Here is a 14,572-nt window from a genome sequence, read left to right on the forward strand (position 1 = left end):
TCCGGTCGCAGGACTGGTGACCTCGACAGACTGTACGGCGCGTCAGTGCACTCCGTGCATGAGGCGCGCGATGGGGCGGCTGGCGACGAGCACGAGCGCACCGACCGCCACGGCGACCGCGCCGAGGACGAGGAAGTAGCCGGTCTCGTCCGTCGGGTCGTAGAAGCCACCCAGCTTGCCGGCCATCGCCGTGCCGAAGGCGACGGAGAGGAAGTAGAGCGCCACCATCTGGGTGTGGAAGCGTGCCGGGGCCAGCTTGGTCGACAGCGACAGCCCCACCGGTGAGATCAGCAGCTCGCCCAGGGTGAAGACCAGCAGGATCAGCGCGAGCAGCAGCAGCGGCGCCGCGCCGGCGCCCCCGGGCGCGAGCAGGAACATCCAGAAGGCCAGGCCCATCACCACGGTGCCGAGGCCGAACTTCACGGGCGTGACCGGCTGCCGGTCCCCCAGCCGGGTCCACAGGGCCGCGAAGGCGCCGGCGAGGACGATGACGAAGACGGGGTTGATCGAGTTCACCCACGAGACCGGCATCTCCCAGCCGAACAGGGAGCGGTCCAGCCGCTTGTCGGCGAAGATCTCGACCACCGTGAACTGCTGCTGGTAGAGCGACCAGAACACCGCGTTGCACACGAACAGCGGCACGAAGGACCAGACCCGGCTGCGCTCGACGTCGGTGATCTCCGAGGACGACAAGATCACCACGAAGTAGGCCACCGCCGCGACGCTGACCACGCCGAGGACCCAGTTGGCCAGGTTCTCGGCGGTGATCAGCCCGACCACCACCAGGACCGCCACCACGACGACGAACGCGGCCAGCGCGCCGGCGTACCTCAGGCGCTCGGACGACGGCAACGGGTTCGAGACCTCGTGCGTCGAGTCCGGCAGGGACCGGCGGCCCCAGGTGTACTGCGCGAGGCCGAGCGCCATGCCGACCGCGGCCAGGCCGAAGCCCCAGTGGAAGCCCTTCGACTCCTGCAGGACGCCGGTGAGCAGCGGGCCGACGAACGCGCCGATGTTGATGCCCATGTAGAACAGCGAGAAGCCGGCGTCCCGGCGCTCGTCGTCCTCGGCGTACAGCGAGCCGACCAGCGAGGTGGCGTTGGCCTTCACGCCGCCGCTGCCCAGCGCGACCAGCCCCAGGCCGACGGCCACGCCACCGAGGTCGGGGATCAGCGCCAAGGCCACGTGGCCGGCCATCACCACCGCCGCGGAGACGAACAGCGTGCGCTCCGGTCCGAGCAGCCGGTCGGCCACCCAGGCGCCGAGGATCGTGGCCAGGTAGACCGACCCGCCGTAGGCCCCGACGATCCCGGTCGCCGTCGCCTCGGAGATCCCGAGACCGCCCTCGGCCGCGGAGTAGTACAGGTAGATCACCAGGATCCCCTGCATGCCGTAGAAGCTGAACCGCTCCCACATCTCGACCCCGAACAGGCTGGCCAGCGGCCAGGGCTGCCCGAAGAAGCCGTGCCCCGCGCCCTCGGTCCCCGAGGTCGCCGGCGTGTCCGTGTGCGTGCTCACCAGCGGACGGTGACCACCCGAACGGAGGAGCATGCGCGGCTCAGGCGGGCCGGACCGACCTCGACGTGAGCACCAGCAGCGCCGCCGCCGCGACCTGGAGCGCGCCCACCACGGCCACCAGCAGAGAGCGGTGCGAGGTCACCAGCGCGCCGGCCAGCGCGCCTCCCCCGAGCGCGCCGACGCCCTGCACGGCCGCGAACACGCCGTACGCCGTGGCGCGCCGCGCGGAGGCGACCAATCCGGCGACGTACGCCTTGACCGTGGAGTCCTGCACGCCGGTCGCGGCGCCCCACAGCACCACCCCGACGACGACCAGGCCCAGCCGGTCGGAGAAGACCGTGAGCGGCACGGCGGCGGTCAGCACCGGCACGAGCAGCAGGACGCGCGGTCCCCACCGGTCGAACAGCTCCCCGGTCGCCAACGCTCCGACGGCCTCCACCGCCATCGCCCCGGCGTAGACCAGGGGGATCGCCGCCGCGTCCACGACCCCTGCGTCCACCATCCGGTAGGAGATGACGCCGAAGGTCATCAGTCCCGCTGTGGTGAGCGCCGCCGCCAGCGAGAACAGGTGGAACACGCGCGGCAGGCCCGCGCCGAGGACGGTCGCACGCAGGCCCCGTGGCTCCCCGTCGCCCGGCTCGTCGCCCGCCTCGTCGCCCGGCTCGGGCCGGGTGAGGGACGGCACCCGGCGCCGCAGCTGGGCCAGGAGCAACAGCGAGCCCACGCCGGGCACGGCCAGCAGGGCGAAACCCGGCCAGTACCGGTCCGTGACGGCCAGTGCTCCGGCCAGCAGCAGCGGCCCGGCGAAGGCCCCGACCTGGTCCAGCGCCTTGTGGACCGCGAAGCCGCGGCCCCGACCGGTCTGGGCCGTCATCCGGGCCAGCAGCGCGGACTTGGACGGACTCCGGACCGCCTTGCCGGTGCGTTCGAGCAGGATGAGCGCGGCGGCCACCCCGAGGCCCGCCGCGCCCAGAAACGGCGCCACCGCCAGCAGCGGCACGCACACCGCGGTCATCGCGTAGCCGGTGACGGTCAGCGCCCAGTGCCGACCACTGCGGTCGGCCCACGGCCCGGTCAGCAGGCGCAGCACGAGCGCGACCGCCTCGCCGGCGCCGGTGACCAGCCCGACCGTCAGGGCCGAGGCGCCCAGCGAGCCGAGGAACGGACCGGCGACCGCCCGCATGCCCTCGTAGACCATGTCGGCGGCCAGGCTGACCACGCCGACGGCGACGACGGCGCGCCACGGCGTCCAGGGCGCCGGCTCGGCCATGGGGCGAGGCTAGCGACCGGCCCGGGACGCGGGCCCAGGGCGCGTCTGGGTTGACGTGGTCAACGATCGGGTCTGAGATGTGCAGGTTGCGCTCTCGCAACGTCCACCTCGTCCCGGAAGGCCTCGATGAGCTCTCCTCGCAGTCTGCGTGCGGTCGCGCTGGCGTCCGCCGTCCTCCTCCCCGTGGGTGTCGTCTCGTTCGCCGGCACGGCGTCCGCCGACAACCCGCTGACCCCGAAGTCGACCTTCACCATGGTCGTCAACCCCGCTGACGGCACCACCAACGTGCCCACCGACGGCGAGTCCGTGCCCAACGTCGACTCGGTGAAGTCGACGATCCGCGCGTACTACAACGCCAGCGGCGGCAAGGCCGACAAGACCAGCTCGCGCTACATCACCCAGGTGCGCGCGATCGAGACCCAGCTGCTCAAGGCGCTGCCGGTGAACCACCCGACGGGCCAGGTCGTGGTCTTCGACGTCGACGACACCCTGCTGTGGAACTACGACTACGAGGACGGCGGGTCGAACTTCAACTACGACCCCGCCACGAACGCGGCCGCCGTCGCGGCCGGCTTCCCGGCCGTGCCCGGCATGCCGGCCACCCTGAAGACGCTGTCCGACCGCGGCTATCTCCTCTACGCCGTCACCGGGCGACCGGCCAGCCAGGAGCAGCAGACCCTGGACAACCTCACGGCCCAGGGCTTCACCGCGTCCGGCACCACGACCCCGCTGTTCGACGCCAACACCCTCTTCACCAAGGACCCGGTGGTCGGCACCGGCATCCCCACCCAGAGCTGGGTCAACTGCAACGCCGGCGCGGACAACAACCCGACCAACTGCTCCACGGTGGAGTTCAAGGCGTCGACCCGCGCGCACATCCAGGCCCTCACCAGCGGCACCGTCGCCATGAACGTCGGCGACCAGTTCAGCGACCTGCAGGGCGGCTACGCGCTCGACACGACCAAGATCCCGAACCCGACGTACTTCCTGGCCTCGGCCGACCTCACGACGGCGCCGGCCAGCGACGCGCTGCTGGTCCCGCCGACGTCGTACGTCATGCAGCCGGACGGCTCGAGCGGCTACTCGGTGGCCAGCGGGGACGACATCCCCAACATCGACCCGGTCCGCAAGATGATCCGCGGCTACTACGGCGCGGACGCCAACGGCGTGGCCAACAAGACCAGCTCGCCGTACATCGCCCAGCTGGCCGCGCTCGAAGGCCCCTGGACCGACCAGGTCACCAACACCTGCACAACCAGGTCCGCGGTGTACTCCGCCGCAGCGGCGAAGAAGGCGGCGCTGGACAAGAAGGTCGCCCGGGACCGCAAGGCGGTCAAGAAGGCCAAGCAGGCCGTCAAGAAGGCGACCACCCCGAAGCAGCGCAAGGCCGCCCACCGCGCGCTCGCGCTGGCGCGCCAGCGGCTCCTCAAGCACAAGGCCAAGCGCGACGACGTCGTGCTGCCGGCCCAGCCGGCGCTGGTCTTCGACGCCGACGACACCACGCTGTGGAACTACGACCTCGAGGACGGCGTGATGAAGTTCGTCTTCGACCCGGCCAAGCAGCAGGTGTGGATCTCCGGGCACCTGATGCCGGCCGTCCCCGGCATGGTCGCGCTGGTCAAGGCGGCCCGCGCCGCCGGGTGCGCCATCTTCGGCGTCACCGGTCGCTCGACGAGCCAGCAGGCCGACACCATCGCCAACCTCACCGAGAAGGGCTACGTCGACGCGGCCGGCAAGCCGCTGTTCACGGCGGCGCAGTACTACACGAAGGGCGCGGTCGTCGTGTCCCACGGCAGCGCCTCGATCCCGACGCAGCCCTGGGTGGACTGCGGCGGCGACAACGCCTGCTCGACCATCGAGTACAAGGCCTCGACCCGAGGCCACATCGAGGACCAGGGCTACGACGTCGTCGGCAACTTCGGCGACCAGTACTCCGACCTGATCGGCGGCTTCGCCGACCACGTCTACAAGATCCCGAACCCGACGTACTACCTGCCGTAGCCGGCTCGCACCACAACGCACGACGGCGGTCCCGGGCCTGGCCCGGGGCCGCCGCCGGCGTCGGCGTCGGCGCGGCTAGCGGGCGACCCGGAACGGCGCGAACGGCCTCGGCGTGGCGTAGCCGAAGGTCGCGTCCTGAGCGAACGCGCTGACCCCGAACGTCGCGTCGAGCGCGCCCGCGGCCGTGTCGGTGAGCGTGAGCCTGACCAGGCCGAGGCCCGGGCGGTCGGCGTAGCGGATCTTGAACAGGTCCACCCGCCCGACGTCGCCGACGCTCCCGACACCTCACCGCTCACCCGCTGCCGGCCGAGGTCGATGGTGAGGTTCTTGAGCACGATGCTCTGCGCGCCCAGGCTCAGGCTGAGGCCGCCCTAGTGCCGGATCTGCAGGCTCGAGAGGCGGAAGCCCGTGATCGGGAACCGGGCGGCCAGGGTGCCCTGGAACGCCAGCGCCTTCGCACCCTCGACCGGCGCCGGCGTGATGCCCACGGACCCGATCAGCGCGTAGACCTCCGGCGCCACCACGACCTGCGTGTAGCCGGTCGACCCGCGCTGCTGGTGCTGGTGCGTGGCCGCGCCCGCCGCCCCCGTCCCGGCGGCGACCAGGCCGAGCGTGCTGACCACGACCGTGGCCGCGACGATCCCCTTGCGGAGCAGTCTGTTCGTGGTTCCCTCCCCTGCGGGCCGGGCCGTCCGGCCCCACGCCCGTACTTCGTGCGGGAGGTGGCCGAGCGGTTGCACCGGCCGGTTGCATCACCGGTCGCACCCACCGGTGGCACCGACGACCGGGAGCCGGCCGGGCGTGACCAGCGGTTCGCCGGGGCGGGCGGCTACTTCACGAAGGGCCGCAGGTCGAGGCCCTGCTGGTCGAGGAAGGCCAGCCGGTTCGGGATCGCCTGCTCGATGGCGACCAGGACGTTGGGGTCCACGCGGTCGCGGGCGAACCGGACCGCCAGCCACGGCACCACGCTCTCCGCGAGGTCCTCGCGCTGCAGGTTGGCCTGCCCGTAGGTGGAGATGGACGCCCCGTCCGCCGCCTGGGCGGCCTGCCACCCCGGGGACGAGGCGAAGCGGGCATCCAGCGACGTGTGCGTCGCCTCGTGGGCCAGGGCCTCCTCCAGGATCCCCGCCTTCTTGTAGACCTTGGCCTGCCCGGTGTGGATGAGCAGGCTGTGGTTGCCCCCGCCGAAGAGCTCCGTGCCCTTGTGGATCCACAGCTCCTTGACGTCGCGACGCAGCGACGCCGGCAGCTGTCCGGTGACCCGCCCGTACGCGTGGGCCAGGCCCACCGCGGCCCGCTTGCGGCGGAACTCCGGGTTGACCACGGCGTCGAGCCTCGTGCCGTCCTTGAACCGCACCCGGACCACGAACGCCCGGATGGTGATGAACTTGTTCTTGCGGCGGTCGAAGACCTGCCGCCGGTCCCGACCCTGGTAGGTCGCGTCCTTGAACACGCTCGGCGAGCTCGCCGGGATGATGTCGGGGTCGATGTAGATCGTCCCGTCGAAGACTGCCGCCCGCGGCGAGCCCGAAGGGGACGACTCCACCACCGCGGGCGCAGCGGACGCCGGCAGGACCGGTCCCCCGGCGGTCAGTGCGGTCGTCAGTGCGGTCGCCAGCGCGGTCGCCAGGACGATCAGGATGCGGGACCTCATCGCCGAACCCTAGTCGCCCAGGACCGGGCCGTCGCCCGGGTCCGGTGGCCGCTCAGGCCGTGGCGACCCGGCGACGCTCCCGCGAGGCACGCAGGTTCGCGGTGTTGCCGCAGGTCTTCACGTCGTGCCAACGCCGGCTCGAGTTCTTCGAGGCGTCGAAGAACGCCGCACCGCAGTCGGGGTTGGCGCAGACCTTCAGCCGCGCGAGCACACCGGCCGCGCGGGCCAGGAGGAGCTCGAGGTCGGCCAGGGCGAGGAGTCCGGCCCGCACGGGTCGTGGTGAACGAGCTCCTGCTCCGCGGCGACGGCTCACTCTGACGCGGGCGGTCGTCGGCACCTTCCGCCGCAAGGTCATGGTCCCGAAGAACTCCTACCTCAAGGCGCGCGGCGGCGAGCAGCCCGGTCGACCGGCGACGGGGCCCGACGGGAACGGGTCCGGCGTCAGCCGGCCCAGTTCTTGTCGGGCTGAGGAGTGGGGCGGCCGGGCTGTTCGCCGCCGCGCGCGGCGAGGTAGGAGTTCTTCGGGACCATCACCTTGCGGCGGAAGATGCAGACGACCTTGCCGTCCTGGTTGTAGCCGATGGTCTCGACGTGGACGACGCCGCGGTCGTCCTTGGACGTGGACTCCCACTTGTCGAGAACCGTGGTCTCGCCGTACAGCGTGTCGCCGTGGAAGGTCGGGGCGACGTGGCGCAGCGACTCGATCTCGAGGTTGGCGATGGCCTTGCCGGAGATGTCGGGCACCGACATGCCGAGCAGGATCGAGTAGACGTAGTTGCCGACCACGACGTTCTGGCCGAACTGCGTGGTCTCCTCGGCGTAGTGGCTGTCGAGGTGCAGCGGGTGGTGGTTCATGGTCAGCAGGCAGAACAGGTGGTCGTCGTACTCCGTGACCGTCTTGCCCGGCCAGTGCTTGTACGTCGCACCGACCTCGAACTCCTCGTAGCTGCGTCCGAACTGCATGCGCCCATCCTCCCTGGGCGGGAGGACGGGCGCAGCATGGGCAATCTCACGCGGGAGCGGGCGGGTCAGGCGCCCCCGCCACCGGCCTTGCGGCGGTGCATCTTGGGTGCGGCGTCGATGACCTCGGAGCCGTGCGCCTTCTCGCGCACCGGGCCGTCCTCGTGGACGCCCTTCTCCTTGGTGTTCTTGCGGTCGAGGGCCTCGCGCATCTTCGCCTTCAGGTCGTCGTTGGCGCCGGACTCGGCCATGGGTCGTCCTCCAGAGGGGGTGGGGTGGGTGCTCCCACCCTCGCATCCTGGTGGTCGAGCGTCGAGCGGATTCACGGCCGGTACGCCGTCAGCAGCCCGGACCGGCGGGTGAGCCCGCCGTCGGCGCCGATGCTGAGCGTCCCGATGGTGTACGGCGCGCCGTGGACCCGGACCGAGCCGGGCAGGCCGCGCCGGGCGGTCTCCCACAGCCGCGGGCCGTGCCAGCCGACGCGGACGTCGTAGTCCTCGAGCGTGACGTCGATGCGGTCCTCGTGCACGTCGAGCAGCGCGTAGGTGGTCAGGCCGTACTGGAACGCCCCGCCGTGGGCGAGCTGCACCACCCCGCCGTGCGCACTGGCCGTGGTGTCGTGCACCTCCCCGGCCAGGTAGAGGTCGACGCCGTAGCGCTCGAAGGTCCGCCACAGCCGCGAGCGCGCGCCTCCGGCGTAGTGCAGGTCGCTGGAGCCGCGGGCGCGCACCGGCTGCAGCACCGGCACGTGTCCCTGCACGATCGTCCACCGCACGCCGTCGGCCTGGGCGCGCCCCAGCACCCGCACCAGCCACCGCTGCTGGGCGTCGTCGAGGCGCAGCCGCGACCGGCCCGGGGTGATGTCGAACGGGTCGATGCTCACCACCTGCACGTCCGGGCTCGGCCGCCAGGCGTACGCCGTCCCGGCGTGCCGCCCGGAGGGGTGGTCGGCGAAGCGGCGGGTGAAGTGCCGGGCGAACTCGCGGGCGAACACCGGCGCGAGGCGCCGCTTGGCGCCCGGCCACGGGTCGTCGCCGTACTCGTGGTCGCCGATGGCCGGGTAGAGGTCCAGGCCGTGCCGCTCGAAGCGCCGGAGGTACTGCGGGTAGAACGTGGCCGCCGCCCGGTGCACCGCGCGCACCTGCTGGGCGTGCGTGCGGACCGGACCGAAGACCCGCTCGTGGCGGTCGTCGCGGTCCCAGTGCCCGTCGACGAGGTCGCCCGCGACCAGGACCGCGTCCGGCGCCTTGCTCGCCCAGTCCGAGAGCACCGCGTCCAGCGCCCGCTCGTAGCTCCGGTTGGTGCCGCGGACTTCGCGCGCCGGGAGGCGACCGACGTCGGCGTTGAGGAAGTCCGGGCTGGACAGCAGCCGCAGGGTGCGCGGGACGTCGGTGCGGCCGGCCGGTACGGCGAGCGCGCCGGGGTCCAGCACGGCGCCGTCGGCCTCGACGCGGGCCGTGAGCGCACCCGGCCCGGCGGCCGGGTCGACCGCCACGGTCACGTCCGCGGCCTGCCGGGAGGCCACGCGGCAGACCAGGGACGCGCCGTCGTCGCTGAGCCAGGAGTGCCGCACGACGACCGAGCTCGGCTCGCACGCGTCGGGGAGCACGTCGACCGAGCCGCCCGTGAGCCGGACCCGGAACGTCGCCGGCCGGCCGGCGTCGACGTGCACGACGAGCGCCACCGGACCGGTGTCGGCCGGCGGTGCCCAGGCCGCGGTGGCGAGGCGAGGCCGGTCGGAGGCGCCCACCGGCGGCGCAGGGGCGAGCAGGGACGCGCTGAGCGCGAGACCGGTCGCGGCGAGGAGGGGGCGGACCCGAGACACGGGAAAGAACACTAGTTCAGTCCAGTTCGGCCGGTCGGCGGCGGTCCACGGGGCGGCCCGGCCGGCGTGCCAGGGTGGCCTCATGGATCCGATCGGCCACCGGGATCGTCGCACCGGCATGCGCACCCTCGCCCTGTCCGCCGCCACCCTGCTCAGCGTCCTGGCCCTGGGCGCCTGCGGCTCCGACGACGACCCCGGCGACGTGGCCGCCGACCCGGCGCCCACCTCGGCGACCGCGACGCCGACAGCCGCACCCACCCGCGGCAGCTACCCGGACTTCGGCCCGACCGACTACACCTACCAGCTCACCGTGCAGTGCTTCTGCGCCAACGCGGGCACCCCGATGACCGTCACGGTCCGCGACGACCAGGTCGTCGGCGACGACTCCGGGCTCGCGCTCACCCTCGACCAGATCATCGACAAGGCCAACGACCTCACGGCCGACGTGGTGAAGGTCGACTGGCCGGCCGGCCAGGACTACCCGACCAGCGTCTACGTCGACGGGAAGAAGGACGTGGCCGACGACGAGGTCGGCTACTCCGTCGCCGACGTGCAGGTCGGCTGAGCCGGCCCGTCCCGGCTCAGCGCAGCTGGTACTCCTTCAGCAGCGCCCGGCCGATGATCATCTTCTGGATGTCGCTGGTGCCCTCGCCGATGAGCATGAACGCCGCCTCCCGGTACAGGCGCTCGATCTCGTACTCCTTGGAGTAGCCGTAGCCGCCGTGGATGCGGAAGGAGTCCTGGACGACCTCGTTGCAGTACTCCGAGGCGATCATCTTGGCCATGCCGGCCTCGACGTCGTTGCGCTCGCCGGAGTCCTTCTTGCGCGCGGCGCGGACCATCATCGCGTGGGCGGTCTCGACCTTCGTGGCCATCTCGGCCAGCCGGAACAGGATCGCCTGGTGCTCGGCGATCGGCTTGCCGAAGGTCTCGCGCTGCTGGCTGTAGGCGACGCCCAGCTCGAAGGCGCGCAGCGCGATGCCGCAGGCGCGGGCGGCGACGTTGACGCGGCCGACCTCGACGCCATCCATCATCTGGTAGAAGCCCTGGCCGGTCTCCCCGCCCAGGATCTGTCCGCTGGTGGTCTTGTAGTTCTCGAAGACGGCCTCGGTGGTGTCGACGCCCTTGTAGCCCATCTTGTCGATCTTCCCGGGGATGGTCAGGCCCGGCGCGGTCTCACCGAAGCCCTCCTCCTTCTCCACCAGGAACGTCGTCATCGACTTGTAGGGCGAGTCCTGTCCCTCGTCGGTGCGCACCAGCGTGGCGACCAGGGTGGACGTGCCGCCGTTGGTCAGCCACATCTTCTGGCCGTTGACCACCCAGTCGTCGCCGTCGCGCACGGCCTTGGTCTTGATGGCCGACACGTCCGAGCCGAGCCCGGGCTCGGACATCGAGAACGCGCCCCGGACCTCTCCGGTGGCCATCCGCGGGAGGTACTTCTGCTTCTGCTCCTCGGTGCCGTGCCGCATGAGCATGTAGGCCACGATGAAGTGGGTGTTGATGACGCCGGAGACGCTCATCCAGCCGCGCGCGATCTCCTCCACGCACAGGGCGTAGGTGAGCAGCGACTCGCCCAGCCCGTCGTACTCCTCGGGGATGGTGAGCCCGAAGATCCCCAGCTCCTTGAGCCCGTCGACGATCTCCTGCGGGTACTCGTCCGCGTGCTCGAGCTCGGTGGCGACCGGGATGATCTTCTCGTCGACGTAGGTGCGGACCGCCTTGAGGATCTCGGTCTGCTCCTCGGTGAGTCCGTCGGTCTCGCACAGGCGCGTCATGCAGGCGAGGTTACCGACCGTTCACCTCGCCGCGCCGTGGCCGACATCACCCTCGGACCACGTCACACCGCGGACCGGGAGCAAGCGGTCAGGAGACCGGCGGGGTGGTGATCGTCGCCGTCGTGGTCGGCGTCGGGTTCACCGTCACGGTGACCGTCGGGGTCGGCGTGGGCGTCGGGGTCGGCGTGGCGGTCGGCGGCGGGATGACCGGTACGACGGGCTGCACGGTCGCGTCGGTGACCACCATGCTGTGGTCGGTGGTGCGCTGCACCTTGCGGCTGCGGTCCTGGGTGTAGTTCGCGAACTGCACGCCGGAGCCGAAGATCCAGTCGACGACCATGCCGCTCGGCGGCTGGCACGAGGTCGCGGTGCGGAAGCCGCCGCTGGCCGAGACCATCGACGCCTGCTTGGTCACCCGGCAGAACACCTGCTGCTTGGCGTTCATGTCGCCGGTCCACACGACCGGGAGCCCGTTGCTGGTCTTGAGCAGGTTGACCAGCGCGATCTGGAGCTTCTGGCCGATCATCCGCCACTTCTGCGCGTTGCCGCGGACGTCGGCGGGGTTCTGGAAGTTCATGAAGTAGATCTGCTGGCCGGTCTGCAGTGACTGGAGCAGGACCACGGGCATCCGCAGGACGTCGCCGTGGAAGTAGGGCAGCTTGATCCACGAGGTGGAGACCAGGCGGAACTTGTCCTTGCGCCAGGCGATGGAGTTGCGCAGGAAGCCGATGGTGTCGACGTAGCCCGGGAAGATGTCGTACTGCGCGGACGCCTTCTTGACCCACTTGTCGTACTGCTGCGGCTGGAACTCCTGCAGCCCCACCACGTCGACCGCGTGGCTCTTGATGAGCTGGACGGCCCACTTCATCCGCTGCGCACCGTCGGCGTAGCCGGACTTGGCCTTGCTGCCGCCCTTCTCGGTGTGGTCGAAGCCGAGGATGTTGAACGAGCTCACCCGGAACGACGTCGGGCCGCTCACGCTGGTGACCACCGGGATCGGGCTCGGGCCCATCTCGCCGTACTCGTCCGCCTTCTTGGCACTGCCCGCGGTCGCCAGGGCGGTGCCGCCGAGCAGCACGCCGAGCACCAGGAAGCCGAGCGACCAGAGCCGCAGCGCCCGCCGGGAGCGGGGTGCGTGGTCGACGGTGGGGAAGCCCGTCATGATCAAGATCCTCCGAGGTTCGACGGTGTGTCGCGCAGGCAGTCTGCCTCGTCTGATGCTATGTGCACAACAGCCCCAGTGGTCCCAGTTTTCACAATTGTCCCAGCGGTCGCACGTCGTGCCCCCATTCTCGTCGCTCCTTGCTGATGACGGGCCGGAACCGCGAGGGGTTGGGTCGGCGTCCGACACAGGTGAGCACCGAGAGGCACACTGGACCCATGACCCGCCTTGCCACCGCCCGGACGCGCCCCGCCCTCCGCCGGAAGGGGCTGGCCGTCGCCGCGGTCTCGGCCCTGCTGGTCCTGGCCGGCTGTGGGAGCGACAGCGGCGACGGCGACGCCAGCGCCGACGACACCTCGTCGGCGTCGACCAGCGCCAGCGCGTCGGCCTCGACGTCCGCGAGCAGCTCCCCTTCCGCGAGCGCCTCGCCGTCCGACGACGCCACCGACCCGGCCCCCGATCCGGTCCCCTCCCCGATCGTGAACAAGGCCGTCAAGGGCGCGATCAGGGCCGGCTTCCCCGCCCTCGTGCCCTCCGGGATCCCGGACGGCTGGAGCGTCGAGTCGGCCCGCTTCACCGCGAAGGGCGGCGGGAGCTGGGAGATCCGCCTCACCGCCCCGAGCGGCCCGGTCACGCTGACCCAGGACACCTCGGCCCTGGCCGACCACGTCAGCCAGGCCTACGGCGCCGGGCAGGGCGCGGGCTCCGTCGACGTCAGTGGCACCGGCAGCTGGAAGGCCTTCACCGGCGCGGACGGCGCCGCGCTCGCCAAGTCCCTGGCCGGGACCAGCGCGGTGCTGGTCGGCGCGGACCAGGACACCCTGGTCACCCTGGCCGAGCAGCTGCTCACCGCCGAGGACGGCGGCAACGGCTCCGGCGACGGCTGAGCGCCCCGCGGGACGGGCTCAGTCGCCTTCCCAGAACTCCCCGCCGACGGTGTACGGGTCGCGCTCGACGGTCGTGACGGGCTTGCGCACCGTCTTGTACGTCGTGACCGTGCTGCCGTCGGCCATCCGGGTCGTGACCGGCACCCGGAAGTCGGTGTAGGTCGTGGTGTAGGCGTTGCGCGAGAACCGGTTGCTGTTCCAGAACGAGTCGAAGTTCTTGACGTAGCGCCGCGCGTTCGCCGCACCCTGGATGGTGAAGAAGATCTCGTCCTGGGCCGTGCCGAGGGAGGCCCAGTTCGACGAGCCGGTGAGCACCATGTTGGTGTTCGGGACGCCGTTGTAGGTGCCCTGGATGACGAAGTACTTCTGGTGGGTGTAGTAGGTCAGGATGACGTCGTCGTCGCCGTCGTTGTTGAGGTCGAAGTCGTCGTCGGGGTCGTAGTCCAGGCCGGTCGAGCGCAGCGGGATCCGGCCGCGCGCGGTCTGCGCACCGAGGATCTGCTTGGTGCGGTAGCCGATCAGCCCGTAGCTGACCCGGAAGTCGCAGCCCTCGGCCCACTTGTTGCGGATGGCCGCGGCCAGGTAGTTGCCGCGGGCGCCGCGCATGGTGTGCATCGACAGCGCGAGCTTGGTGCGGGTCTGGCCGCCGGCGCCGTCGGGCGTCAGGCACTGGATCTTGCTCAGCATGTTGAGCACGAGGTCGGAGTTGACGGTCGACTTCTTCGGGAAGGCCCAGTTGGTGTACTTGTCGACCGAATCGTCGCAGAACGAGCCGGTCGGCACGCCGCAGAAGTGCATGGCCGGCTGGGTCTTGCTGTAGTCCTTCTTCATGTCGTTGAACAGCTTCACGAACTGCTTGAAGATGTCGTGGTCGCCGTCGAAGAAGTAGATGTCGTTCCACTGGTGGCGGTCGGCGTTCATCGTGAGGTTGTGCGAGCCCAGCGCGATGACGTCCTTGGACTTGCCGGCCTTGGGGAACAGGTAGAACTTCGAGTGCAGGTTGCGGTACTGGTCGACCAGCGTGCGGCAGCCGGACTTGCACTTGTAGATGAAGTTCTTGGCCTTGGTGTTGGTGCCGAGCCGGGCGCGGACGATCTGCATCGCCCGGTTCTCCCAGTGGTCGTTGAGCAGCATCTGGATGTTCACGCCCCGGTTGCGGGCCGCGACGATCGCGTTGGCGACCGGGATGCGGTCGAAGGAGTAGAGCGCGATGCGCACGGTCTGCCCCTTGGGCACGTGGCGCAGCGTGTCCACCAGTCGGCGCTCGATGCGGTAGCGCTGGCTCGGGAGGTGCGGGTTGTTGAAGAAGGCGCCGGAGTAGGCCTTCCAGCGGCCCTTCTTGGCGCTCGCGCCGCGCTTGTCGGCCGAGGCGAGGGCGCTCGCCTGCGCAGCGGACGTGGACGCGGACGCCACCGAGGGGGCAGCCGACGCGGGAGCGGCGGGGACGCCGTTCCACATGGTCAGCACCAGCGTGAGCGCGACCGCGAAGGACGCGAGCGCAGAGACTCTCTTCACCGACA

Annotated in this window: 15 protein-coding genes; 3 read left to right on the top strand and 12 right to left on the bottom strand. The window is 71.1% G+C overall.

Annotated elements, in window-relative coordinates:
* Positions 1-42: 42 nt before the first annotated feature.
* Together G5V58_RS15500 and G5V58_RS15505 are read right to left on the bottom strand one after the other, a co-directional pair.
* The gene (locus tag G5V58_RS15500) at positions 43-1,518 is read right to left on the bottom strand and encodes a peptide MFS transporter (RefSeq protein WP_230486656.1); all 1,476 of its coding nucleotides are present in this window, start codon (positions 1,516-1,518) and stop codon (positions 43-45) included.
* Between the two features lie 40 nt (positions 1,519-1,558).
* Positions 1,559-2,788, bottom strand: a complete 1,230-nt coding sequence (locus G5V58_RS15505; protein WP_165234551.1) for an MFS transporter — start codon at positions 2,786-2,788, stop codon at positions 1,559-1,561.
* Between the two features lie 183 nt (positions 2,789-2,971).
* Here G5V58_RS15505 and G5V58_RS15510 point away from each other — a divergent pair, with 183 nt between their 5' ends.
* On the top strand, positions 2,972-4,789 hold the full coding sequence (locus G5V58_RS15510) for an HAD family acid phosphatase (RefSeq protein WP_165234554.1): 1,818 nt from the start codon (positions 2,972-2,974) through the stop codon (positions 4,787-4,789).
* A gap of 75 nt (positions 4,790-4,864) precedes the next feature.
* Here G5V58_RS15510 and G5V58_RS15515 read toward each other — a convergent pair whose 3' ends face one another.
* From G5V58_RS15515 to G5V58_RS15545, 7 genes are all read right to left on the bottom strand, one after another.
* Complete coding sequence (locus tag G5V58_RS15515; protein ID WP_165234557.1) at positions 4,865-5,044, bottom strand: hypothetical protein; 180 nt, start codon at positions 5,042-5,044, stop codon at positions 4,865-4,867.
* A 116-nt stretch (positions 5,045-5,160) separates the two neighbouring features.
* Positions 5,161-5,412, bottom strand: coding sequence for a hypothetical protein (locus G5V58_RS15520; RefSeq protein ID WP_165234560.1), 252 nt, complete (start codon positions 5,410-5,412; stop codon positions 5,161-5,163).
* Positions 5,413-5,618: 206 nt separating this feature from the next.
* The gene (locus tag G5V58_RS15525; RefSeq protein ID WP_165234563.1) at positions 5,619-6,443 is read right to left on the bottom strand and encodes a hypothetical protein; all 825 of its coding nucleotides are present in this window, start codon (positions 6,441-6,443) and stop codon (positions 5,619-5,621) included.
* A 52-nt stretch (positions 6,444-6,495) separates the two neighbouring features.
* Complete coding sequence (locus G5V58_RS15530) at positions 6,496-6,714, bottom strand: CGNR zinc finger domain-containing protein (protein ID WP_230486657.1); 219 nt, start codon at positions 6,712-6,714, stop codon at positions 6,496-6,498.
* Between the two features lie 170 nt (positions 6,715-6,884).
* Positions 6,885-7,406 (bottom strand): MaoC family dehydratase, encoded by a 522-nt coding sequence (locus G5V58_RS15535; RefSeq protein ID WP_165234569.1) that lies wholly within the window; start codon positions 7,404-7,406, stop codon positions 6,885-6,887.
* A 65-nt stretch (positions 7,407-7,471) separates the two neighbouring features.
* Positions 7,472-7,654 carry a DUF5302 domain-containing protein gene (locus G5V58_RS15540; RefSeq protein WP_165234572.1) on the bottom strand — a complete coding sequence of 61 codons (183 nt, stop codon included), beginning with the start codon at positions 7,652-7,654 and terminating at the stop codon, positions 7,472-7,474.
* A gap of 71 nt (positions 7,655-7,725) precedes the next feature.
* A complete protein-coding gene (locus G5V58_RS15545) occupies positions 7,726-9,228 on the bottom strand; it encodes a metallophosphoesterase family protein (protein ID WP_165234575.1) in 1,503 nt (500 codons plus the stop codon).
* 82 nt (positions 9,229-9,310) lie between these two features.
* Between G5V58_RS15545 and G5V58_RS15550 the strand changes: the two genes are divergently transcribed.
* On the top strand, positions 9,311-9,793 hold the full coding sequence (locus G5V58_RS15550) for a DUF6174 domain-containing protein (RefSeq protein WP_165234578.1): 483 nt from the start codon (positions 9,311-9,313) through the stop codon (positions 9,791-9,793).
* Between the two features lie 16 nt (positions 9,794-9,809).
* Here the strand turns inward: G5V58_RS15550 and G5V58_RS15555 are convergent, their stop codons facing one another.
* On the bottom strand, positions 9,810-11,003 hold the full coding sequence (locus G5V58_RS15555) for an acyl-CoA dehydrogenase family protein (RefSeq protein ID WP_165234581.1): 1,194 nt from the start codon (positions 11,001-11,003) through the stop codon (positions 9,810-9,812).
* Positions 11,004-11,091: 88 nt separating this feature from the next.
* Positions 11,092-12,165, bottom strand: coding sequence for an endonuclease/exonuclease/phosphatase family protein (locus G5V58_RS15560; RefSeq protein ID WP_165234584.1), 1,074 nt, complete (start codon positions 12,163-12,165; stop codon positions 11,092-11,094).
* 218 nt (positions 12,166-12,383) lie between these two features.
* On the opposite strand from G5V58_RS15560, the gene G5V58_RS15565 reads away from it, so the two are divergent.
* A complete protein-coding gene (locus G5V58_RS15565; protein WP_165234587.1) occupies positions 12,384-13,052 on the top strand; it encodes a DUF4245 family protein in 669 nt (222 codons plus the stop codon).
* Between the two features lie 18 nt (positions 13,053-13,070).
* Here G5V58_RS15565 and G5V58_RS15570 read toward each other — a convergent pair whose 3' ends face one another.
* Positions 13,071-14,567 (bottom strand): phospholipase D-like domain-containing protein, encoded by a 1,497-nt coding sequence (locus tag G5V58_RS15570; protein ID WP_165234590.1) that lies wholly within the window; start codon positions 14,565-14,567, stop codon positions 13,071-13,073.
* Between the last annotated feature and the right edge of the window lie 5 nt (positions 14,568-14,572).

This window comes from Nocardioides anomalus (genome assembly GCF_011046535.1).
GTDB lineage: Bacteria > Actinomycetota > Actinomycetes > Propionibacteriales > Nocardioidaceae > Nocardioides > Nocardioides anomalus.

Bases quoted from the DNA above. Each gene is read 5' to 3' on its own strand.
- G5V58_RS15505 (WP_165234551.1), bottom strand. From the start codon at position 2,788: ATGGCCGAGCCGGCGCCCTGGACGCCGTGGCGCGCCGTCGTCGCCGTC.
- G5V58_RS15525 (WP_165234563.1), bottom strand. From the start codon at position 6,443: ATGAGGTCCCGCATCCTGATCGTCCTGGCGACCGCGCTGGCGACCGCA.
- G5V58_RS15535 (WP_165234569.1), bottom strand. From the start codon at position 7,406: ATGCAGTTCGGACGCAGCTACGAGGAGTTCGAGGTCGGTGCGACGTAC.
- G5V58_RS15540 (WP_165234572.1), bottom strand. From the start codon at position 7,654: ATGGCCGAGTCCGGCGCCAACGACGACCTGAAGGCGAAGATGCGCGAG.
- G5V58_RS15550 (WP_165234578.1), top strand. From the start codon at position 9,311: ATGGATCCGATCGGCCACCGGGATCGTCGCACCGGCATGCGCACCCTC.
- G5V58_RS15555 (WP_165234581.1), bottom strand. From the start codon at position 11,003: ATGACGCGCCTGTGCGAGACCGACGGACTCACCGAGGAGCAGACCGAG.
- G5V58_RS15560 (WP_165234584.1), bottom strand. From the start codon at position 12,165: ATGACGGGCTTCCCCACCGTCGACCACGCACCCCGCTCCCGGCGGGCG.
- G5V58_RS15565 (WP_165234587.1), top strand. From the start codon at position 12,384: ATGACCCGCCTTGCCACCGCCCGGACGCGCCCCGCCCTCCGCCGGAAG.